The organism is Pseudonocardia sp. MH-G8, from assembly GCF_002262885.1.
Classification (GTDB): domain Bacteria; phylum Actinomycetota; class Actinomycetes; order Mycobacteriales; family Pseudonocardiaceae; genus Pseudonocardia.
On the sequence record NZ_NKYF01000030.1, the window covers coordinates 94157 to 115893 of the forward strand.

15 protein-coding genes and 1 pseudogene are annotated in these 21737 nt (G+C 74.0%); 5 read left to right on the plus strand and 11 right to left on the minus strand.

Features of this window, described 5'->3' with window-relative positions; genetic code table 11:
* Positions 1 to 55 precede the first annotated feature (55 nt).
* The gene (locus CFP66_RS39475) at positions 56 to 916 is read right to left on the minus strand and encodes a MerR family transcriptional regulator (RefSeq protein ID WP_094930486.1); all 861 of its coding nucleotides are present in this window, start codon (positions 914 to 916) and stop codon (positions 56 to 58) included.
* A 137-nt stretch (positions 917 to 1053) separates the two neighbouring features.
* Positions 1054 to 1983 (minus strand): YbfB/YjiJ family MFS transporter, encoded by a 930-nt coding sequence (locus CFP66_RS39480; protein ID WP_233160081.1) that lies wholly within the window; start codon positions 1981 to 1983, stop codon positions 1054 to 1056.
* A 190-nt stretch (positions 1984 to 2173) separates the two neighbouring features.
* Here CFP66_RS39480 and CFP66_RS50520 point away from each other — a divergent pair.
* Both CFP66_RS50520 and CFP66_RS39495 read left to right on the plus strand, forming a co-directional pair.
* A pseudogene (locus tag CFP66_RS50520) lies at positions 2174 to 2410 on the plus strand (ABC transporter substrate-binding protein); the annotation flags it as partial.
* Between the two features lie 785 nt (positions 2411 to 3195).
* Positions 3196 to 4008, plus strand: coding sequence for a YqjF family protein (locus tag CFP66_RS39495; RefSeq protein WP_094930488.1), 813 nt, complete (start codon positions 3196 to 3198; stop codon positions 4006 to 4008).
* Between the two features lie 15 nt (positions 4009 to 4023).
* Here CFP66_RS39495 and CFP66_RS39500 read toward each other — a convergent pair whose 3' ends face one another.
* The 3 genes from CFP66_RS39500 to CFP66_RS39510 are packed head-to-tail and all read right to left on the minus strand — an operon-like array spanning position 4024 to position 6904.
* Positions 4024 to 4740: a TetR/AcrR family transcriptional regulator gene (locus tag CFP66_RS39500; RefSeq protein ID WP_094930489.1), complete on the minus strand. Its 717-nt coding sequence runs from the start codon at positions 4738 to 4740 to the stop codon at positions 4024 to 4026.
* A gap of 53 nt (positions 4741 to 4793) precedes the next feature.
* Positions 4794 to 6011: a hypothetical protein gene (locus tag CFP66_RS39505; RefSeq protein ID WP_094930490.1), complete on the minus strand. Its 1218-nt coding sequence runs from the start codon at positions 6009 to 6011 to the stop codon at positions 4794 to 4796.
* On the minus strand, positions 6008 to 6904 hold the full coding sequence (locus tag CFP66_RS39510; protein ID WP_094930491.1) for a nitrilase family protein: 897 nt from the start codon (positions 6902 to 6904) through the stop codon (positions 6008 to 6010). Before CFP66_RS39510 ends, CFP66_RS39505 begins: the two co-directional genes overlap by 4 nt.
* A 162-nt stretch (positions 6905 to 7066) precedes the next feature.
* Here CFP66_RS39510 and CFP66_RS39515 point away from each other — a divergent pair, with 162 nt between their 5' ends.
* Positions 7067 to 8119: a LacI family DNA-binding transcriptional regulator gene (locus CFP66_RS39515; protein WP_094930492.1), complete on the plus strand. Its 1053-nt coding sequence runs from the start codon at positions 7067 to 7069 to the stop codon at positions 8117 to 8119.
* A 28-nt stretch (positions 8120 to 8147) separates the two neighbouring features.
* Here the strand turns inward: CFP66_RS39515 and CFP66_RS39520 are convergent, their stop codons facing one another.
* Together CFP66_RS39520 and CFP66_RS39525 are read right to left on the minus strand one after the other, a co-directional pair.
* On the minus strand, positions 8148 to 9329 hold the full coding sequence (locus tag CFP66_RS39520; protein ID WP_094930493.1) for a cytochrome P450: 1182 nt from the start codon (positions 9327 to 9329) through the stop codon (positions 8148 to 8150).
* A gap of 70 nt (positions 9330 to 9399) precedes the next feature.
* Complete coding sequence (locus CFP66_RS39525) at positions 9400 to 9621, minus strand: hypothetical protein (RefSeq protein ID WP_094930494.1); 222 nt, start codon at positions 9619 to 9621, stop codon at positions 9400 to 9402.
* 172 nt (positions 9622 to 9793) lie between these two features.
* Between CFP66_RS39525 and CFP66_RS39530 the strand changes: the two genes are divergently transcribed.
* Positions 9794 to 11110 carry a sensor histidine kinase gene (locus CFP66_RS39530; protein WP_158228399.1) on the plus strand — a complete coding sequence of 439 codons (1317 nt, stop codon included), beginning with the start codon at positions 9794 to 9796 and terminating at the stop codon, positions 11108 to 11110.
* Entirely contained in the window at positions 11107 to 11784 is a 678-nt protein-coding gene (locus CFP66_RS39535; protein ID WP_094930496.1) for a response regulator transcription factor, read from the plus strand. The genes CFP66_RS39530 and CFP66_RS39535 overlap by 4 nt, the downstream gene beginning before the upstream one ends.
* On the opposite strand, the gene CFP66_RS39540 is transcribed toward CFP66_RS39535, so the two are convergent.
* From CFP66_RS39540 to CFP66_RS39555, 4 genes are all read right to left on the minus strand, one after another.
* Positions 11742 to 12677 (minus strand): CPBP family intramembrane glutamic endopeptidase, encoded by a 936-nt coding sequence (locus CFP66_RS39540; RefSeq protein WP_094930497.1) that lies wholly within the window; start codon positions 12675 to 12677, stop codon positions 11742 to 11744. The genes CFP66_RS39535 and CFP66_RS39540 overlap by 43 nt on opposite strands.
* Before the next feature lie 84 nt (positions 12678 to 12761).
* The gene (locus CFP66_RS39545; RefSeq protein WP_094930498.1) at positions 12762 to 13811 is read right to left on the minus strand and encodes a YdcF family protein; all 1050 of its coding nucleotides are present in this window, start codon (positions 13809 to 13811) and stop codon (positions 12762 to 12764) included.
* Positions 13812 to 13932: 121 nt separating this feature from the next.
* On the minus strand, positions 13933 to 14838 hold the full coding sequence (locus CFP66_RS39550) for a pyridoxal-phosphate dependent enzyme (RefSeq protein ID WP_094930499.1): 906 nt from the start codon (positions 14836 to 14838) through the stop codon (positions 13933 to 13935).
* On the minus strand, positions 14838 to 21737 hold the full coding sequence (locus CFP66_RS39555) for a non-ribosomal peptide synthetase/MFS transporter (protein WP_094930500.1): 6900 nt from the start codon (positions 21735 to 21737) through the stop codon (positions 14838 to 14840). The genes CFP66_RS39550 and CFP66_RS39555 overlap by 1 nt, the downstream gene beginning before the upstream one ends.

A 21737-nucleotide genomic window follows, 5' to 3' on the forward strand; every position in this document is an offset into this window, starting at 1 on the left:
CCGGGGCGGTCGAGCACACCGCGGCGCGCGGAGATCAAAGTCTTTCCGAGATCGATCACCGACCACCGCGGGCCGCGCGCACGCGGGTGCCCGCACCCGGCGAGACGTCCGGGGCGAGGCGGAAGACCGGCCAGCCGATCTCCGTACGCCACAGGTCGGGATCCGGGGTGTCGCGCGGCCCCACGCGGTAGGTCTCGTGGACCGGCCCGTCGACGGCGAGGGCGTGTGCGACCACCCACGCACCGAGCCGGCCGTAGGTGACGTCGATGTCGTCGTGCGCCCCGTCGTGGACGGCGACAGCGAGGTCGGCGGGCGGGAGCTCGACGACCTCGATCCGGCCGGACCGCCGGGGTACGCGGACCGGCCGGAAGACGGTCATCGTGCCGGCGGCGTGGGTGAACAGCTCGTTGGCGTAGTGCCCGCCGGCCGGTCCGGTGCGTTCCGCGAGCGGGAAGGCCGCATCCAGCTCCGCCATCGCGGAGTCGTACCAGGCGAGCGAGCCGTCGAGCTGCACGTGGCCGCGGATGGCGGCGACGGTGCGAGCAGGGACCGATCGCAGCTCGACCTGGAGGTCGGCCGGATCGGGACTCAGCAGCCGGCGCAGGGATCCGACGACGGCTCGCGTCCGGTCCATCTCGGCCTCGAGGCGCCGCAGGTGGCCTGCGATCACCTCGGCGCGCTGGTGCGGATCGTCGGCGGCGAGGATGGCCGCGACCTCGGCCAGGGGGACGTCGAGCCGGCGGAGCCGGTGGATGACCTGCGCGGTGGGGATCTGGTCGGGCAGGTAGTACCGGTAGCCGGTGGACGGGTCGACCGTGGCGGGCTCGAGCAGTCCGGCCTCGTGGTAGCGGCGCAGTGTCCGCACGCTCAGGTGCGTCACCGTGGCGAACTCCCCGATGGTCAGCGCGGAACGCATGACGCCAGTCTGCCCTCGCGCTCGTCGGGCGTGGCGTAGTACAGGTCGCCCGATCACCGCGCTCCTGCCGCCGGGCCCCTACGTCGCGTCGCTGCGCCGGGGCGCGCCGGCGCCCACCTGACCCACCGGATCGCGGATCACGTCGCTGCGAGGCGAGAGGAACGCGGCGACGGCCACGACCGTCGCACCGCCCAGCAGCGCGACGGTGAGGCCGGTGGAGGCGCGAGGGCACCACCGGTGAGGGGACCGAAGAGGAGGCCGGCGCCCTGCGCCCCGGTGGCTGCGGCAGCACCGGCCGGGGGGCGTCCGGCGTAGACGCGGGTGGCCCACAGGACGCTGACGGCGACGATCGTGTTGTAGGCGACGCCGAAGGCGGCGGCGGCGACCAGCACGGCGACGAGGTGGCCCGGCGCCACGGCGATCACGGCGATCGCGACGGCCTCCAGCAACGCGGTGAGCACGAACGTGAGCCGGGCGCCGAGACGGCTGATGATGTCGGCCGCGGCCACGCCGGTGAGGCTGGTGACCCCGGCGATGCCCAGCAGGATCCGGCCTGCGGCCTGGTCGAGCCCGGCGTCGCGGACCTGGTCGACGGCGAAGGTCCAGAACGTCGCGCTGCCCAGCCCGATGAGGAGCGCGGCGACCAGCATCGGCACCGCGGAACGAGGCGCGGCCCGCTTCGCAGGGGGCGCAGCGGTCGCGGTGCGCCCCGGTAGCGTGCGCGCCGCGAGCAGGGTGCTCAGCGCGGCGCAGACCGCGAAGCCCACGTAGGCCGTGCGCCACGCGTCGCCGGTGAGGATGGCGATCGGGGCGGCAACGGCGACACCCCACCCGGTGCCGCAGCTGATCGTCGCCGGCGTCCGGGCGCGTGCCACCGGCGGGAGCCCGCGCACGGCGTCGCCGAACGGCGCGAACACGAGCCCGGCACTGGTACCGGCGACGGCCACGCCCACCCCGAGCAACACCGGGCCGCCTGCCAGCGCCACCACGATGGTTCCCGCGACCGCCAGCAGGCCGCCGCCCACGACGGTGGTCCGTTGGCCGGCGCGCTCGACGCACCGCGCCACGAGGGCCGTACCGAGCAGGTAGCCGACGTAGGACAGGGACCCGGCGGTTCCTCCCCGAGCTGATCGACCTGATCATGAAGGGCGAGATCGACCCCGGCGCGGTCTTCGACCTCACCCTCCCCCTCGACGAGGCGGCCGAGAGCTACCGGGCCATGGACGAGCGCCGCGCCACGAAGGTGCTGCTCACCCCGTGACGACCAGCGCGGCCCTGACCCTCGGTCTCACCGGCCCGTTCGCCCGGCAGGGGACCGACGCAGCCGAGGCCGTACGGCTGTGGGCCGAGACCACCGGCGTCCGATTGACCCTGATCGACGACGGCGGTTCCCGATCGGCCGCGGTCCGCGCCTATTCGGAGTGGCTGGACCGCGGCGACATCGACCTGCTGCTCGGACCGTACGCGAGCGGGCTGACCCGGGCGGTCGGGCCACTGGCGCGCGAGGCCGGACAGCTGCTCTGGAACCACGGCGGTTCCGCCGACGAGGCGGTGGCACGCGGCATCGACCGGATGCTCGTCGTGCAGGGCGACGGGCCGTTCGCACGCGCCGTCGCCCACGGCGCCGCGGAACGCGCAGCGGACCAGAACCTCGATGTGCGCCTGATCGCCGTCGACGCGCTGTCCGTCGAGAACCGCGTCGCGGTCCTGACAGCCGGAAAGTTCGAGCACGACGTCGAGGTCGTCCGACGTGTACGCGATTGGCGACATCCGCCTGAGCTGCTCGCGGCGGTCGCGGCCGGGATCCCGGCGTTCGGTGAGGAGCTCACCGCCGTCGATGGCGTGCTCGGGCCCGTGCACTGGTGGCCGACCGCACAGAAGCCGGAGATCGGCCCTGCGGGCGCCGTGTTCGCCGAAGCGTTCGTCGACCGCACCGGCCGCGCACCCTCGTACATGGCCGCACAGGCCGCGGCAGCCGGATACCTCGCACACACCGAGCACGCGCGCGGGCCGGGAGCCGCAGACCTGACGGGGGTGGCGGACGTCGAGGTTGTTGGGCCACTTCGCACTCGACGCGGATTGGCGTCAGGTCGGGCACCGCATGACGACCGTGGAGTGGCGCGATGGACAGATGGTCCCGCTCCGACTCCACGACAGCTCCGCCCACATCCCGATGGAACCGGGGGTGGCCGCCCCGCCGGGCACCAGGGTCGTCGGACGTCGAGGACGAGGGCGCTACCGCACGCCGAGCTCGGCAGCGATGCGGCGAGAATGCCGACATGGCCCGCGACCCGGCGCAGCCCGAACCCGCTGTCGAGCCCGTTTCCGGCGTCGCCCCTGTCCTGGCGCCGCCCCGGCTGCTGCGCCAGCAGTGGCGCGAGGTCACCTTCCTGCACTGGGCGGTGCGGCCGGGGCAGGTCGCGTCGCTCCTGCCGCGCGGCGTCCGGCCGGACGTCCTCGACGGTCACACCTACGTGGGGCTGGTGGCGTTCCGGATGGTCGACGCCGGGCTCACGCGCGGACCTGCGCTGCCGTGGCTGGGCGCCTTCCTCGAGACCAACGTGCGGCTCTACAGCGTCGACGAGACCGGCCGGCGGGGCGTGGTCTTCCTGAGCCTCGACACCGACCGTGCGCCGATGGTCGCCGCCGCGCGCCTCGGCTTCGCGCTGCCCTACCGGTGGGCCCGGATGCGCTTCGACGCCGGGGACGGTTCCGCCACCGCACCGCGCACCTACACCGCCCGCCTGCGCTGGCCCGGCGTGCACGCGCGCAGCCGGGCGGTCGTCCGGCCCGGCGAGGAGATCCTCGACGGCCCGCTGGAGTCCTTCCTGACCGCCCGCTGGGGGCTGCACACCAGCCGCTTCGGGCGCACGTGGCACCTGCCCAACACCCACGAGACCTGGCCGCTGCGCCGCGCCGAGCTGCTCGAGATCGAGGACGGCCTCCTCTCCTCCGTCGGCCTCGGCGACGCCGTCGCGGACGGCGCGGGGGTCCAGCGCCCGCCGGATCACGTCGCGTTCAGCGACGGCGTCAGCGCGCAGTTCGGCCGTCCCGGGCTCGCAAGCACACCTCGCGGACAGAACCGGCGCTGAGCCGGTGCCGCGCGCTCAGGTGCTCGCGGGCGCGGCCCGCTCCTCGGCCGCGACCCGGTCGAGCCACTCGCGCAGGAGCCCGCGCTCGGCCTCCGTGAGCATCGTCAGCCCCGGCAGGTGGGCCCGCAGGGTCACGGCCGTCGGCACCGGGCCTGCGCCGGCGGCCGTGCGGGCGGGGCCGTCGGTGGCGATCGTGGCGATCACGGACTCCCGGGCGAACTCGGGCAGGGCGGGGTCGCGCCGCTCGGGAGCCATGCCGATCAGCGTGAGCGTGATGCCGCGCCCCGTCGCGTGCACCAGGTGCGCAGCCCGCTCCTCGCTCACCCGCAGGCGCCCCGCCTCGGCGATGCGCCCGATCATGGCGCCGAGCACGGCGGCCGACTGTCGCTCGGCGGGGGACTCGACGCCGGGCCGCGGCTCGCCGAACGCGAGCGCGTAGAGCGCGGGATGGGCGAGCCCGAACCCGACGTGCAGGTCCCAGCCCCGCCGCAGGTCCTCCACCGGATCCGGCTCCTGCGCGCGGGCGGTCTTGCCGTGCAGGTACTCGGCCATCCCGTGAGCGGCGACGGCGTCGAGAAGGCCCTGCTTGTCGCCGAAGAGGCGGTAGATCGTCGGCGCCTGTATCCCCGCCGCGGCGCTCACCGCGCGCGTGGACACCGCCTCGCGCCCGCCCTCCGCCAGCAGCTCGGCGGCTGCCACGACGATGCGCTCGCGGGTCGTACTCGCGTCCATGCTTCCGACGATAACACCTAACGGTTAGCAGTATCCGGGTCGAGGCTACCGGATCACGTGACGAGCCCCGCGAGGGGAACGATGATCGCGGTGGCGACGGCCATCGAGATGGTGTTGCCGATGAAGGGATGGAAGTCCTTCGGGAGCCGCGCCGAGATGGGGCGGGCGATCGCCGGGCAGATCAGCGCTCCGGCGACGGCGCCGGCGACGATGGCGACGGGAGTGCCGCCGTAGGCGAGCACGGTTGCCGGTGCGACCGAGACGACCGAGATGTAGGTCGGCGCCCAGCCGCCCGCGCGGTAGTGGCGACGCCACACGACGACACCGATCGCCGAGGTCAACGCCTGCGCGAACAGGATCTGTGGGATCAGCCCGGATCCGTAGGCGGGGAAGCCCGGAGCGACGAGGACCGCCACCGAGACACCCAGGACGACTCCGACGGAGGCGAGCTCGTTCGCGTAGAACTGGGTCTCGGTGAAATCGGTGACGACCCTGCGGATCGTCCAGATCGCATCCGCGACCGGGCCACGTGCGCTGCGCGGTGGCGCATCCGGAGCCGGCGTCTCCAACGGTGCCGGGGCTTGTTGCATCCAGGGCAGGAGGCGGCAGACGAGGAACGAGATCGCCGTCCCGATCGACATCGCAGCGGTATTGGCGACCACGACGGGCAGGCCCAGCGGGCCGGTGACCGTAGCGATCAGCACCATCGCGACCGGGGTGGTGGTGACCGCCCCGAGGACGGCTCCGGTTGCGAGGATGCGCCACCCGCGCCCGTAGACGAGGACGACGGCGGTCGCGACGCACACGAACGGGACGAAGGTGGGCTGCCAGCCCTCGTCGAGGCTCCCACCGAAGGCGAGGTTGGACAGGACCAGGCTCAGCGACGCGCCGCCGAGCACCCAGGGCCACAGTCCGGACCCGTAGGAGATCGCCTGCCCGGCCCAGCGGGCCCCGCGCTGCCCCGCCCACCAGGCCAGGGCGGCCCCGAGCAGCAGGCCGATCGTCGCCAACGGGGACTTGTAGAACTGGGGCTCCGTGACGTCGCCGAGGACCCACTGCAGGCGCGCGACGAGGTCGTGCGGCACGGCGGTGAGCCAGTCGTCGTAACCCTGACCGCCCCGGGATCGGGTGGCGGCGTCGAGGCCGAGCGCGAGGAGTCCGAAGAGGGCCACGACGACGGCGCCGCCCAGCACCATCCCGGGCAACCGCAGTTCGCCGAGCTCGGTCGTGGGGGGCCGGTGCTTCGCGGCCTCGTGCTTCTGAGAGCTCATCGCGGCAGGAGCGTGCCGCCGGCGTAGCCCAGCAACCCGTCGTAGAGATCGGTGCGCCGGTCTCGGGGCAGGTCGTTGAGTGCGCTCCAGACCACCGCGGAACGGGTCTCCACGAGATCGAGATCGGCGTACAGGGTCGTCTCGTCCTCGGAGGAAGCGATCCCGCCGATCGGCCAGCCGTTCACACCGGTGATCAGCGAGCAGCCGAGGAACTTCCCGCCGCGCTCGCTGCCCACCCGGTTCGCCGCGACGATCGGGACGCCGCTCACGTGCGACGCCGACATCGTCAGGTAGGACGCCATGCAGTTGCCGGCCTCGTCGAACAGCGGCGGCGGGGTCCAGACCCAGTTGTTCACCGAACAGATCACATCGGCGCCCTGGGCCGCGAGGATCCGCGGGACCTCGGGGAACCAGATGTCCCAGCAGACGAGCAGCCCGATGCGACCGATCCTGGTCTCGAACACGGGGAACTCCGACCCAGGCGTGAAGATCAGCTTCTCGCGGTTCCAGAGATGCGTCTTGCGGTACTTCCCGACGAAGCCCTCGGGTCCGATCAGGACGGCGGTGTCGTACAGGCGCACCCCGTCGACCTCGGTGATGCCGGCGACGACGTAGAGGTCGCGCCGGCGGGCGATGTCGGCCCACGCCGTGCACGTCGGCCCGTCGGGCACGGCCTCGGCGTGCGCGTAGGCCTCCTCGCGGGTGTCGAAGGCGTACCCCGTGCTGGCCAGCTCCGGCAGCACGATCAGGCGCGCGCCGGCGTCGGCGGCGTCCTCGATCTGCCGCAGCGTGGCCGCCACGTTCTTCTCCTTGTTCTCGAGGCCGACCTGGGGGTCGCTCTGGACCGCGGCCGCCCGCAGAGGGCTCGCAGCGGGGTCGGTAGGAGTGTGCATCGATGCTCCTCGGAGTCGGAACGGGCCAGGAGGCGAGCTCGACAGCAGGCTCGTCGGTCGGCGGGGCGGTCGGCACAACACAGTACGCCAATCGTTTGCCCCAAACGTTTGGGCGAAGATAGCCTCGTCGTCCCGCCCTGGCAAGAGCCTGGAGAGCACGCGATGTCGCTGCCACACCTGGACCGCTCCGGCCGGCCCACCCTCCGGACGGTCGCCGAGCTCGCCGGCGTCCACGTCTCGACCGCCTCGCGCGCGCTGTCCAGCTCGCCGACGATCAACGAGCGCTCCGGCTCCGCGCGCACCATCGCGCGGATCCGGGAGATCGCCGACCGGGTCGGGTTCGAGCGCAACCCCCACGGCGCCGGGCTGCGGACCAGCCGCAGCAGCCTCATGGGCGTGCTCGTGCCGCGCTTGTCCGACGTCGTTCTGGCCACGATCTACGAGGGCATCGAGGACCGAGCCCGCAGCCTCGGCTACCAGACCTTCGTCGCGAACGGCCACGACCAGCCGCAGGTCCGCCGGGCCCGGCTGGAGATGCTGCTGGCCCGGCGCGTCGACGGGCTCATCCTCGGCGATGCCCACGGCGACGACGACGAGCTACTGGAGTCCCTGGGCCTTCGAGGCGTGACGTTCGTGCTCACCAACCGCCACTCGGGCGCGCACCCCAGCGTGACCTGCGACGACTACCTGGGCGGCCGCCTCGCCGCCGAGCACCTGGTGGACCTGGGGCACGAGGACCTGGCCGTCGCCGCGGGCGAGCCCTACGCCAGCACGGGTCGGGACAGGACGAGGGGCTTCCTGGACGTCTGCGCCGAGCGTGGCGTCGAGGTCCCGGCCGCGCGCGTCGTGCACTCGCCGTTCGACGTCGAGGGCGGCCGTCGCGCCGCCGCCGCGCTCCTGGCGTCGCCGAAGCCCCCCACCGGGCTGTTCGTGGTCAACGACTTCGCCGCGATCGGCGCGATGGGTGCGGCGCGGGAAGCGGGCCGAACGGTCGGGAAGGATCTCGCGATCGTCGGCTACAACGACATTCCGCTGGTCAGCCAACTGCCCGTTCCCCTGACCTCCGTCTCCTCCCCGATGCACGAGATGGGTGTGCGTGCGGCCCAGATGCTCAGCGACGTGATCGACGGGAAGACGGTGGAGTCGCAGCGGCTCCCACCCAGCCTGAAGGCCCGGGAGAGCACGATCCGGCGAAGGTACGTGACCACCGCATGATCACCGCGCGGCCCACCTGAGCGATCCTTCAGGCGCGGGCGGGCAGGCGGGTCAGGCCGTGGATGAGGGTCGAGTTCCGCCAGCCCAGGGTCTCCGGCTCGCCGGCGAGCGTGAGGCCGGGGAAGCGGTCTAGCAGGGTGCGGAAGGCGATCTCACCCTCCAGCCGGGCCAGCGGGGCTCCCAGGCAGTGGTGGATCCCGTGGCCGAAGGCGACGTGCCCGGCCGGCTCGCGTGTGACGTCCAGCCGGTCCGGATCGGCGTAGCGGGCGGGATCGCGGTTGGCCGAGACCAGCGAGACCAGCACGATCTGGTTCTCCGGGATCATCGTGCCGCCGATCTCGACCGGCTCGGTGGTGTAGCGGAAGGTGGCCAGGTTGACCGGGCCGTCGAAGCGCAGGAACTCCTCCACCGCGTTCGGCACGAGCGACGGGTCGGCGCGCAGCACGGCGAGCTGGTCGGGATGGCGCAGCAGGGCGAGGGCGCCGTTGCCGATCAGGTTGACCGTGGTCTCGTGCCCGGCGACGAGCAGCAGGAACGCCATCGACGCCGCCTCGCCCGCCGACAGCGTGTCGCCGTCCTCCGACGCCTTCACGATGGCCGAGAGCATGTCCTCGCCGGGGTGCGCGCCCTTCTCGGCGACGAGCCGGGAGAGGAAGTCGGCCATCGCCGCGGCCGCCGCGTCGTGCTCTTCCGGGGTCGACTCCGAGAGGATGGTGTTCGACCAGCCGCGGAAGTCGTCGCGCTCGCCGTCCGGTACTCCGAGCAGCTCGCAGATCACGGTCATCGGCAGCGGGAAGGCGAACTCGTCGAGCAGGTCGACCACGCCCTCGCGAGCGGCCTTCTCGGCCATCCGGTCGGCCAGCCCCTGCGCGATCTCCTCGATCCGCGGGCGCATCCGCGCGATCGCCCGCACCGTGAAGGCCCGGCTCACCAGCTTGCGCAGCCGGGTGTGGTCCGGCGGGTCGCTGACCAGCATGTGCCGGTCCAGGAACCCGATGGGGCCGTCCTCGTGGTACCGCGCGGAGTCCTTGGACAGCCGAGGATCGTTGAGGGCGGGCCGGGCGTCCTCGTAGCGGGTGACCATCCACGCCCGCAGGCCGTCCGCCGTGCTCACCGCTGTCACCGGCGCCTCGTGGCGCAGCGACCGGTACAGCTCGTGCGGGTCGGCGAAGAACCTCGCGCCGAGTTCGACGGTGTCGGCCAGCGTCATCGTGTCCCTCCCCCGGCCCGGGTTCCTCCCGGCCCGAGGCCGACGCTAGGCCGCGTGCCCTGAGACCATCTCAGAGCCGGTCGGGCGAACGCCGGCCCGACGCACGGCGGCGGAGGTGGTCGCGGACCAGGAGCGCGCCGAGCGCGATGGCCACGACGCCGAACGCCGCCCCGACCACGATCGGCAGCGACGAGAGCGACGCGATGGCGTTCGCCGTCACGGCGATGGCGAAGAGCACCCACAGCAGCGGGCGCGGGAGCCCGCGTGCCGGGGGAACGGGGTTGCTGGTCATGTGAGTACCTCTCGTCGTGGGGGTGGTCCCCCGCCGTCGTCCGATGAGGTCCAGCCTGGCCGCGGCGCGTCGAGGGCACATCGGTCCGAGGTGCGCAGTTCCCCGTGGCCACCTTTCGATGGAGGCGCAGCCGGTGGTTCACGGGGTGGCGCGGTGCCGGATGATGACGATCGTGTCCCGCCCCGCGCACGCACCACTGCGGCCCGCCCCGCTCCACCCGGGTACCGCGATCGTGTGCTGGCTCGTCGCCATCGGTCTGCTGGTCGCCCTGCAGGCCTTTGCGGCCACGGAACCGGAACTCGACCGGCTGCTGCCCCGTCCCGCCGGCGCCGCGTGGTGGACGATGGCCGCGGTGCTGGCGCTGCAGGCCGTGGCGGTGGCCTGGGTCGGCCGGTTCCCCGTCAGGGTCCTGCCGGGGATCGCCGCCGCACCGCTGGTGCTCGCCTGGCTGGTGCCGAACGCGGCGTTCGGCCTGACCGTCGTCGCCGAGATGGCAGGAGTGTTCCTCGCCGTCATCGCCCGCCCGACCCGGCGACGGCTGTGGGTCACGGTGGCGGCCACCGCGCTGCTGCTGGCGAGCGCGCAGTTCCTCAACGAGGTCCGCATCGGCGAGTCGGACGTCGGTACGGCGGCCATCGGCGCGCTGCTGCAGGCGCTCATCGTCATCGGGCTGCCGCTGCTGCTCGGGCTGGTCGTGGCCGCGCAGCGGGACGCCCACGACGCCCGCGGCCAGGAGGTGCAGGCCCTGCGCCGGGAGCAGGACGCGCTGCTGCAGGCCGCGGTGTCGCGCCAGCGCGTGGCGATGTCGCGGGAGCTGCACGACATCGCCGCCCACCACATGTCCGGCATCGCACTGATGGCCGGGGCGATGGACCGGCAGATCGACTCCGACCCCGCGGCGGCGAAACGCTCGGCGCGCCAGGTCCGCGAGCAGAGCAGGGCCGTGCTGGACGACCTGCGACGGCTGGTCGGCCTGCTGCGCGAGGACGCCGACGCCAGGCGACCGGTGGAGACCCTCGACGCCGTGTCCGCGCTCGTCGAGACCCGCCGGGCCGCGGGATCCGAGATCGACCTCGTCCTGCCGGCGGGGAGCACGGCACCCGACGCCGGCCTGGGTTCGCTCGCCCAGCTCGTGGCCTACCGGATGGTGCAGGAGTCGCTGGCCAACGCGGCGGCGCACGCTCCCGGTGCACGGTGCGCGGTCGAGATCGGCGAGCCGCACGGGGGCCGGCTCACGATCGTCGTGCGCAACGGCACGCCTGAGGGGCCCGACCCGGGACCCGGTGGCGGGTTCGGGCTGGTCGGCATGGCCGAGCGGGCTCAGCTGGTCGGGGGCGAGCTCGCCCACGGCGCCACCCCGGACGGCGGCTGGGAGGTGCGTCTGACGCTCCCGGCCGAGGACACGACCAGCGACACGACCAGCGACACGACGAGCAGCACGATCACTACGATGCGCGCGCCCGCGCCGCTCCCGGAGGCCCCTGCATGATCCGCGTGCTCATCGCCGACGACCAGCACCTGGTCCGCGCCGGCCTCGAGGCGCTCCTGGGCGCCGAGCCCGACATCGAGGTGGCGGGCGTGGCCGTCGACGGCGACGAGGCGCTGGCGCTGGCCCGTGACCTGCGCCCGGACGTCGCCTGCCTCGACATCCGGATGCCCGGCCGCAGCGGCATCGAGGTGGCCCGCGCGCTGTGCGCCCCCGACGCCGACCCGCAGGTGCCGGTCCTCGTGCTCACGACGTTCGACCTCGACGACTACGTCTTCGGCGCGCTGGAGGCCGGGGCGTCGGGGTTCCTGCTCAAGGACGCGCCACCGGAGGCGATCGTGCACGCCGTCCGCCAGGTCGCCGCCGGTCAGGGCACGATCGACCAGACGCTCACCCGCCGCATCCTGGCCGAGTTCGTGCAGCGCCGCCGCCTGCAGCCGGTGACGGGCCGCCGCGCCGAGGAGCTGCTCACCCCCCGGGAGCACGAGATCCTGCTGCTGCTCGCGCAGGGCATGTCGAACGACGAGATCGCCCGTGCCCTCGTGGTCGAGCTGTCGACGGTGAAGTCGCACCTGGCGCGCATCCTGCCCAAGCTGGGCGTGCAGTCGAGGCTGCAAGCAGTGGTCTGGGCGTATCAGAACCGCGTGGTCGCGGTCCCGGGGCCGAGCGGCGGGTAGCCGAGGCGGCCGCGCGTTCCCCAGACCACCAGCACGGCGGCGACGACCGCGCCGGCCGCCATGGCCTGCATCGCCCGGACCCAGTCGATGGTCGGGAACATCTCCGCCCACAGGATCGAGGCGAAGTTGTTCACGCTGACGTGCGCCAGCGTGGCCAGCGGCAGGCTCTCTCCGGTGCGGTTGAACACCCAGGTCATCACGACGTTGAAGGCGACGCAGAACACGGCGAAGGCCACGGGGTGGGTCCAGTCCGCCTCCGGCCAGCCGCCCCAGTCGGTGAGGAACAGCGGCATGTGCCAGACCGCCCAGATCGGTCCCAGGATCATCGTGCCGGCGAGCGGGCCGAAGCGGCGCTGTACGCGGGGCAGCGCGAAGTCGCGCCACCCGGGTTCCTCGGCGAGACCCGTCGTGACCATCTGCATGAGCAGCGCCGGCACGTAGGCCGCGATCGCCATCATCGACGGCGCGTGCACCTGCCCGCCGGAGAACACGAACCCCGTGGCCAGCATGGCGGCGGGGACGCCGAGCAGGGCGATCGCGTACCAGTGCCACCGGACCCGCCAGCGCCACATCCGCCCGAGCCAGCGCCGTAGCCCGGGCCGCCCGTCGGCGACGGCGGTGACGAACAGCGCCGACCCGATCGGGCCGAGGTAGGCGCCGGGCAGCACCCCGAGGAGCTGGCTCGTGCCCAGGAGGTCGGGGAACCGGTAGTCCCAGACCCCGAGCCCGTTCTGCGAGAGGATGTAGGGCAGCCAGGCCAGCCAGCTCATCGCGTTCGCGAGCACGAAGAAGCTGAGAAGCGGGTGGCGCCGCACCGTTGCGAGCAGTCCGCTGTCCGCCGCCGACGGTCGGGGCGGGACCGCCCCTCCCGTGACCCTGTCCGAGATCGTCATGGTTCCGAGTCTGGGATCCAGCCGGGGCCACCACGAGAGGTGAAGGATCGAAGACCGCGGATGCCATCGAAAGGTGTAGGAGGATCAGCTCGCCGCCAGGACCACCACCAGGGGCAGCGGGAGCGCGACGACCAGCAACAGCACAGCGTTGATCACGCGGTACTCGCGCAGGAGCGCGACGAACTCCCGGAGCACCGCGCTCGGCCAGTAGTAGCCGGCAGTGGGGGCACCGACCGCCTGCGCGTCGACGCCCAGCCTGCGGGCCAGCAGGGACGCACGGAACACGTGGTAGTCGCTGGTGACGATCAGCCCGGTCCCGGTGCCCGCTCCCCCGGGGCCTCGCTCGCCGCGCACCAGCGCGTCGCTGAACCGCAGGTTCTGCTCGGTGTTGCGTGAGGCGGTCTCCGCACGCACCACGTCCGCGTCGGCGCCGTGGTCGACGGCCCACCGGCGCATCGCCTCCCCCTCCGGCAGCTGCTCGTCGTCGCCCCGGCCGCCCGACATGACCAGGGTGCGGGCTCCGCGGCGGGCGAACTCCGCCATCCCCTTGCGGATCCGCGAGGCCAGCAACGGCGGCACCTCGCTCCCGCGCAGCCCGGAGCCCAGCACCACCACCCACTCCACCGGCTGGTCGCGCACCAACCAGGTGTACAGCCGCGCGTACCCGAGGAAGGCGACGAACTGGAACGACAGGAACAGCACCGCCAGGACGCACACCAGCCACACGGCCCGCAGCCACAACGACCCGGCGAGCAGCACCGAGGCCGAGAACGCGAACAGGGCGACGATCAGCAACCCGAGCAGCAGCGAGAGCGAGTTGCCCGCGCTCACCCGCTCGCGACGCAGCATCACCACCCCGTTGGCGATCAGGAAGGCGGCGAACACGAGTGCGAGCAGCGGCGACAGCACGAGCAGCAGCCCCACGGTGGCCACGACCGGGTTGGTGCCGACGATGCCCAGGACACCCAGGGCGTTGCCGAGCAGCAGCGCCGCGGCGAGCAGCCAGTAGGCGTTGCTCAGCCGCCGGGGCTCGCGCCGGATCCGGCGGGCGGTGACCCAGCAGACGACGGCCGTGAGCAGCAACGGCGCGGCGACGAGCAGGGCGACCAGCGCGAACGGCAAGGACTCGGACATCACACTTCACCAGAGGTCGGCGGGGCGAGCGGGGGACCCGCCGACGCGCCATCCTGGCTGCTGCGGCGCCCGTCCGGGCACCGCAGCCCCGGGTTTCCACCCATCGTGCACCGCGACGGCCTCACCGACCGGTCAGCAGCACGATCTGGTTCCCGGTGACGGGAGCGGTGCGTGCGTGCGCCAGCAGCCCGGCGAGCGCGGCGGATCCCGCCGCGGTGGCGTGGGCGCCGTGGCCGGCCAGCCGGTCCTGCGCGGCGAGCAGCGCGTCGTCGTCCGCGGCGTGCACCGCCCCGCCGGAGTCGGCGATGGCGGCCAGCGCCTCGGGGCCGTGGAGCGCGTGCCAGTTCACCAGCGGTTCGTTGTGCTCGGTGGTGACGACGGCGTCGCTGCGCAGCGTCCGGTAGGGCCCCGGCCAGCTCGTCAGGATCGGGTTGTTGCCCGGCGAGCCGACGCCGTGCAGGGGCACGGACCAGCCCAGCGCCCGGAGCCGGCGATGCGCCGCGACGATCGTCGTGCCGTTCCCGACCGGGATCCACAGCGCCGCCGGTGCGGTGCCGAGCACCTCGTGCAGGGCGTGCACGACGTGGCCGTGTCCCTCGAGGACCACGTCCTTGTACGGGCCGTCGACGTTGCCGTCGACCGCCCCGTCCGCGTCGGCCAGGCGGTGGGACGCCGCGACCGCGTCCTCGTAGCCGCCGGGCACGAGGTGGACGTCCGACCCGGCGGCCTCGGCGAACGCGCCACCGTCGCCCCAACCGGCGGGCAGCACCACGGTGCACCGCAGGCCGGCGGCGGCGCACGCCGTGGCCATCGCCCGCCCGTAGCTGCCGCACGACCCGACGACCACCCGGTCCCGGCCCTCCGCGACGGCGCGGGCCACGACCGCACGGGCGGCGGGCTCCTTGTGGCTGCCCGAGGCGTACCGGGTCTCGTCCTTGAGGAACACGCGGACCCCGGGCAGGAGGTCGTCGACGGCGATCAGCGGGGTCGTGGCCGGGTCGACGGGCGCGGTGGAGGCCGGGGGCATCACCGGACCGGACCGGCGAGCTGGGCGTCGGCCTCGCGCTGCAGGTCGTCGCGGGTGCCGATCCGCGCGGGCGGCACGGCGTCGGGAAGGCTGTCCTCGATCAGCCGCAACCGCGTGTCGCACCAGCCCCGGACGGCCCAGGCCAGCTGGAGCAGGCCGCTCAGGACGATCAGCAGCGCGAGGCCGCGGCCCGGGCCGGTGCCGGTGACCTGGCCGAGGGTGTCGGCGAGCGCACCACCGGGTTCGAGCAGCGGTTGGACGTACCGCTCGGCCAGCGGGCCCACGACGAGGGTACCCAGCGGCATGGTCAGCATCATCAGGGTGAGGAACAGGGACAGCACGCGGCCCTGCAGCTCGAGCCCGACCTTGCCCTGCACGATCGCGATCCAGTGGCCGTCGGCCACGGTCTCGCCGACGCCCATGAGGAACATCCCGGCGATGATCAGGGCGGGTTCGGTGCCGGCGCCGACACCGACCATGGCGAGGCTGCCGAGGCCCATGAAGATCAGCATTCCGTGGCTGCGCCGGGCGGTGCCGCCCCAGAGCCCCATCACGATGCTGCCGGTGAGCCCGCCGACGCCGGCGGCACCCAGCGCCGGACCCCACACCGCGGCGGGCTGCTCGACCAGCAGCATCGGTGTGATCACCGCGAAGCCCAGTGTGTAGAAGGCGTGGTCGACGACGAAGAACCGGAGCGCGGCCCGTAGACCGGGCCGGCGGGTGATGTAGCGCCAGCCGTTGCGGATCTCCGCGGCGAAGCCCTCCTCGCGGCGGCGGAACATCAGGTTCGGGAAACGGACGAGCAGCAGCGTGAGCGCCCCGACGGCGAAGGTGGCCACGTCGACGAGCAGCACGCCGCCGATGCCGATCACGCCGATGAGCGCGGCGCCGAGCATGGGGGCGAACACCAGGCCGACCCCGACCCCGAGCTGCCCGATCCCGCTGGCGTGACCGAGGTAGCGCTTGGGGACGAGCTGGGCGACGGCCGCCAGGTAGGCGGGCCGCTGGAACGCCCCGGCGATCGACGTGACCGTCACCGCGAGGTAGACGTGCCAGAGCGCCAAGCCGCCGGTGAGCATCAAGGTCGCCAGCACCGCCGTCGCGACCCCGGCTGCGGTGTCGCTGGTCAGCATGACGGTGCGCCGGTCGTACCGGTCGGCGACGGCCCCGGCGATCGGCCCGGCGAGGATGCCCGGGAGCAGGCCGATCGCGCTGACCACGGCGAACGCGGCGATCGAGCCGGTCTGCTGGAACACCCAGATGCTCAGCACCAGGGTGCTCAGCCCGCTGCCGACCATCGACAGGAACTGGCCGAAGGCGACCACGGCGAACTTGCGCAGGCTCGGCGGCGCCGCCGGTTGCGGCGCCGCGGTGGTGGAGTGCCCGGTGGTGGAGTGCCCGGTGGTGGATCGATCGGCGCCGGCGGCGAACTCGACCAGTACCCCGGCGAGCGGCTCGGCGTGGCTCTTGACGAAGAAGTGCCCCGCCTGCGGCAGCACGGCGGCGCCGACGTCCCCGTCGGTGAAGTGCCGCCACTCCTGGTGGCGCTCCTGGTGGTGCTCGGTGACCCGGTCGCGGGCACCGATCACGGCGAGCACCGGCGCGGACATCCGCTCGTAGGTCCCCCGGTAGGCGGCGGTGAAGTACTCCTCGGCGTCGCGGGAGTCGTGCCGGACGCTGCGGAGCACGAACTCCTCGTGCCCGGGATCGTCGAGGTCGGTGAACCCACCTCGCGCCCGCAGGTAGGCGAGGTACTCCCGGTCGGAGGTGAAGCGGTCGAGCGGCAGGTTCCGGTAGGCCCAGTCGAAGAGCCGCCCGGGCAGCCGCGCCGTCGGGAACCCGGCCCCGAGGGCGACCCCCGCCACTTCGACGCCGGCGGCCTCGGCCTGCCGCGCCACCTCCACGGTGAGCGCGACGCCCTGGCAGTGCCCGTACAGCAGGACGGGGCCCTCGATCTCCCGCAGCTCCGCGACCACCCGGTCCGCGACGACGGCGATCGGTTCCAGCGCCTCGTCGGGCCGGGAGCGGTCGTGGCCGGGCAGCTCCACCGCCTGCAGGGCCCAGCAGGCCGGCAACGCGTCGGCGAGCGGCTGGTAGGCGACGGCGCTGCCGCCGTTGTAGGGCACGGTCACGACCGTGTGCCCGCCGCGGGCGAGGTCGGCGTCGGCCGCGGTCAGCCGGTGCAGCAGGCGCCGCGCGGTGGGCTCCGCCCCGGTACGCGCGTCGAGGTGCGCGGCGAGCCGGCGGATGGTGGCGTGCTGGTAGAGCTCCACCAGGCTGGGCGCCGGCTCGATGCGGCGGACGACCTTGAGGGCGGCGAACGAGTCCCCGCCGAGCGCGAAGAAGCTGTCGTCGATGCTCGGATCGGCGACACCGAGCACCTGCGTCCACACCGCTGCGATCCGCTTCTCGGTGTCGGTGCGTGCCCGTTCCCCGGTGGCGGCGGGTCCACCTTCGGGCGGGGTGGGCAGGGCCCGGCGGTCCAGCTTCCCGTTCGGCGTCAGCGGAAGGGCGGGCAGCGTCAGGATCCGGGCGGGGACCATCTGCGCCGGGAGGCGTGCGGAGAGCGTGTCCCGGTACGGGGCCTCGCCGGCGTCGGTGCCGTCGCGGGTCACCACGTAACCGACGAGCTGCGCGACGCCGTCCGGGCGCTGGTGCACGGCCGCCGCCGAGGCGCTGACCTGCGGGAGCGCGGCGAGCGCCGCCTCGACCTCGCCGAGCTCGATGCGGTGGCCGTTGACCTTGACCTGGTCGTCGAGCCGGCCGAGGAAGTCCACCGTGCCGTCGCGGTGGAACCGGGCCGAGTCGCCGGTGCGGTACATGCGGGCACCGTCGACGAACGGGTCCGGCACGAACTTCTCCGCCGTCAGCTCGGGCCGGTCGTGGTAGCCGCGCGCGACGCCGGGGCCACCGAGGTACAGCTCCCCCACCACGCCCGCGGGCACCGGCTGCCGGTACGCGTCCAGCACGTAGACCCGGTTGCCGGGGAAGGGCCTGCCGATGGGCAGCGGCGCGTCGCCGGGGAGGTGCGCGACGGATCCGTCGAACAGGACGTTGTCGACGGTGACCTCGGTGACGCCGTAGGAGTTGACCACGCGGTTGTCCGGGCCGACGAGGCGCTTCGCGAGCTCGTACTCGGCGACGTGCCACTTCTCGCCGCCGCCGATCAGCAGGCGGACGAACCCGAGGTCCTGGCCGCTGCCCGCGACGTGGTCGAGCAGCGCGCGCAGCACGGCGGGCACGAGCTCGGTGCAGCGGACCTGCTCCGCCGCCATCAGGGCGTACAGGTCGGCGGGATCGAGCAGCGTCTCGCGGTGGACGACGACCAGGCGGCCGCCGCACAGGTGCGCGCGCAGGGTCTCCCCCACGAACATGTCGAAGGAGAAGCTGGCCGCCTGCAGGAAGCTCCACTCCGGCCGCAGGTCGTAGGCCTGCTGCCACATGCCCGCCGCGTGCAGCAGGTTGGCGTGGGTGACCACGACGCCCTTGGGCCGGCCCGTGGACCCCGAGGTGTAGATGACGTAGGCCGGATCGCTCGCCGCGTTGCACGGCGGCAGGTCGGTGTCGTCGGCGGGCACGTCCGCGGCCGCGTGGTCGACCTCGAGGTAGCCGGCGTCGATCACCACCGTCGGCCGGCTGTCGGCCAGCATGTACGCCAGCCGGTCGTGGGGGTAGGCCGGGTCCAGCGGCACGTAGGCACCGCCGGCCTTGAGCACCGCCCACATCGCGGTGAAGAGGTCGACGTCGCGGTCCATGCGGATCGCCACCCGGTGGCCCGGGCGCACCCCCTCCCCGCGCAGCCGCCGGGCCAACCGGTTGGCGCGCCGGTTGAGCTCGCCGTAGCTGACGGTGTCGGGGCCGACGGTCAGCGCGGGCGCGTCGGGCGTCGCGGCGGCGTGGCGCTCGAACAGCTGGTGCACGGCGGTGGCGTCCGGGACCGGGGCCACGACCTCGTTCCAGACGTCCACGATGCGGTGGCGCTCGGCGTCGGCGAGCAGCGGCAGCCGGGTGATCGGCGTGCTCGTGCCGGTGGTCGCCGCGTCCAGGACGGTCAGCAGGTGGTCGAGGACCGCTTCGACGCTCGCGCCGTCGAACAGCTCGGCGGCGTAGTCGGCGTTCAGCACGGCACCGTCGGCGGGGAAGTCGAGACCGATCGCCAGGTCGAGCATCGTGGCGACCGGCGGCAGCTCCCCGGCGTACGCCACGATCGGGTCGTCGGGCGCCGGGGTGTTGTGCACGGTCAGCAGGACCGGGCTGAGGCGCTTCGCGCCGCCGGGCCGGGCCACGGCGTCCACCAGGTCCGGCAGGGCGAGGTCCTGGTGGTCGAGGTCGCGCAGCACGGCATCGCGCGCCCGCGCCACGAGCTCGGCGAACGTCGGCTCGCCGGCGACGTCACCGCGCACCGGCACGGTGTTCAGCACGGGACCGACCACCGGGGCCAGCTCGCCGGTCGAACGCCCGGCCACCGGCGCGAGGACGGTGACATCGGTGCGCCCGGTGCTGCGCCGCAGCACGACCTGCAGCCCGGCCAGGACCACCACGAACAGGCTCGCCCGCTGCGCACCTGCGTACGCGCGCAGCCGGTCGAGCAGGCCGGGGTCGAGCCGGCGGGTGACACGCGCGGCGGCGAAGGTGCGCGCGGCCGGACGCGGCCGGTCGGCGGGCAGCTCGAGGTCCAGGTCCGCGCCGGCCAGCCGTTCCTGCCAGTAGGAGCGCAGCGCCGGGTCGGCCCTCGCCGCGGCGCTCCGCGCGGCGAGGTCGGGTGCGGGCGCCGGCGGCGGGAAGGCGTCGCCCTCGCCGCGGTACAGGGCCGCGAGCTCGCGGCCCAGCACGCCGGCCGACCAGCCGTCGAAGGCGAGGTGGTGCACGACCAGGACGAGCTCGTCGCCGTTCAGGAACGCGTGCGCGACGGGGCCGTTGCGGACGTCGATCCCGCCACGGTCCGGTTCGCCCGGGGTGAGCGGCACCGTCGCCGCCGGTTCGATGACCATGCTCGGCTCGGTGCCGTCGTCGGGGAAGCGCGCCCGCAGCAGCGGGTGCCGGCGCGCCAGCTCCGCGAGCGCATCACGCAGCGCGGCGACGTCGACCGGTTCGGCGACGCGGTACCGGATGCCCAGCACGTACACGGGCAGGTCGGCACAGAGCTGCTCGGCGATCCAGTAGTCGCGCTGCATCGGGCTCAGCGGGTGCGGGACCCCTTCGGCGAGCCCGGTGACCGCGGGCTCGGCCGCCCCGGGCGCGCCGGTGATCAGGCCGGCGAGCGCGGCGACGGTCGGGTCCGCGTACCACCGCGTCAGCGTCAGCTCCGCGCCGTGCCGCAGGCGCAGGGCGGCGATGAGGCGCACCGCGTCCAGCGAGTCGCCGCCGAGCGTGAGGAAGTCGTCGGTCGCACGCGTGACGGCGACGCCGAGGACCTCCCCGACCAGCGCGGCCGCCGCCCGCTCGGCATCGCCGAGTTCGGCGTCCGGGGCCTGCTCGGGCAGCGCCTCCGCGGCGAGTGCGACCTTGTCGATCTTGCCCTGCGGCGTGAGCGGCAACCGCGCGTGCCGGATCAGGACGCCGGGGACGAGGGCGGCGGGCAGGACGTCGGCGAGCGCGTTGCGCACCGCCGCGAGGTCGGTCGTGGCGGCGGTGACCACGTGTCCGACCAACCGGGCGCGACCGGTCCGGTCGTCGACCAGCACCACGGCGTCGGCGACGTCGGCGGTCCGCCGCAGCGCCGCCTCGACCTCCCCCGGCTCCACCCGGTGCCCGCTGATCTTCACCTGGTCGTCGAGCCTGCCGAGGAACTCCAGCTGCCCGTCCGACCAGCGGACCCGGTCACCCGTGCGGTACTCCCGGCCCCCGCCGGGCGCCGGGACGAAGCGCTCGGCGGTCAGCTCGGGACGGTTCAGGTAGCCCTGCGCCACGCCGGTGCCGCCGATCAGCAGCTCACCGTCGTCGGAGATCCGGCAGGTCACCCCCGGCAACGGGGCGCCGATCGGCACCACGTCCCCGGACCACTCGCTCACGTCGCCGGCCGTGGCCCCCACCGTGGTCTCGGTCGGGCCGTAGGTGTTGAACAGCCGCACCGCGGTGGCGTCCACCGCGCGCTGCCACCGGCGCACCGCATCGGGCCGGGCCGTCTCCCCGCCGATGATCACGCACCGCACGCCGGCCGGCAGGGCGGCCTCGCCCCGGTCCAGCGCCGTGACGAGCTCGTGCCAGTACGCGGTGGGCAGGTCCAGCACGGTGATCCCGAGCGCGCCGCAGCGGTCGAGGAACAGGTCCGGCCGGCTGATCATGTCGTCGTCGCGCAGCACCACGGTGGCGCCGCGGATCAGCGGAGGGAAGATCTCCTCGACACTGACGTCGAAGCTCAGCGACGCGAACTGCAGCACGCGGTCGCCCTCGGCGAAGGCGAACCGGTCGGCGAAGGTCCGGGCGAAGTCGCGCAGCTGCCGGCGGCCGACCAGGACGCCCTTGGTTCGACCGGTCGAACCCGAGGTGAAGATGACGTAGGCGGGGTCGGGCTGCGGCACGCTCCCCCCGACCGGGACCACACCCTCGGGTGTGACCAGCGCCCGCGGTCGCGTCTCCTCGACCATCAGGTCCAGGCGGGCCTGCGGGTAGACCGGGTCCAGGGGCACGTACCCCGCTCTGGACCGCAGCACCGCGAGGACGGCCACGACCGCGTCGCGCCCGCGCGGCAGCCGCACGCCCACCAGGTCCCCCGGACGCACCCCGGCCCCGGCCAACCGGTCCGCCGCCTCGGCGACGAGGCCGGCGAGGCGCTCGTAGGTCAGCTCACCCGCCCCGTCGACCAGCGCCACCGCACGCGGCGTCCGGGCGGCCTGCGCCGCCACCGACGACCAGACATCACCGTCCAGTGCCGGCGGCGCGTCGATGGTCCGGGTCAC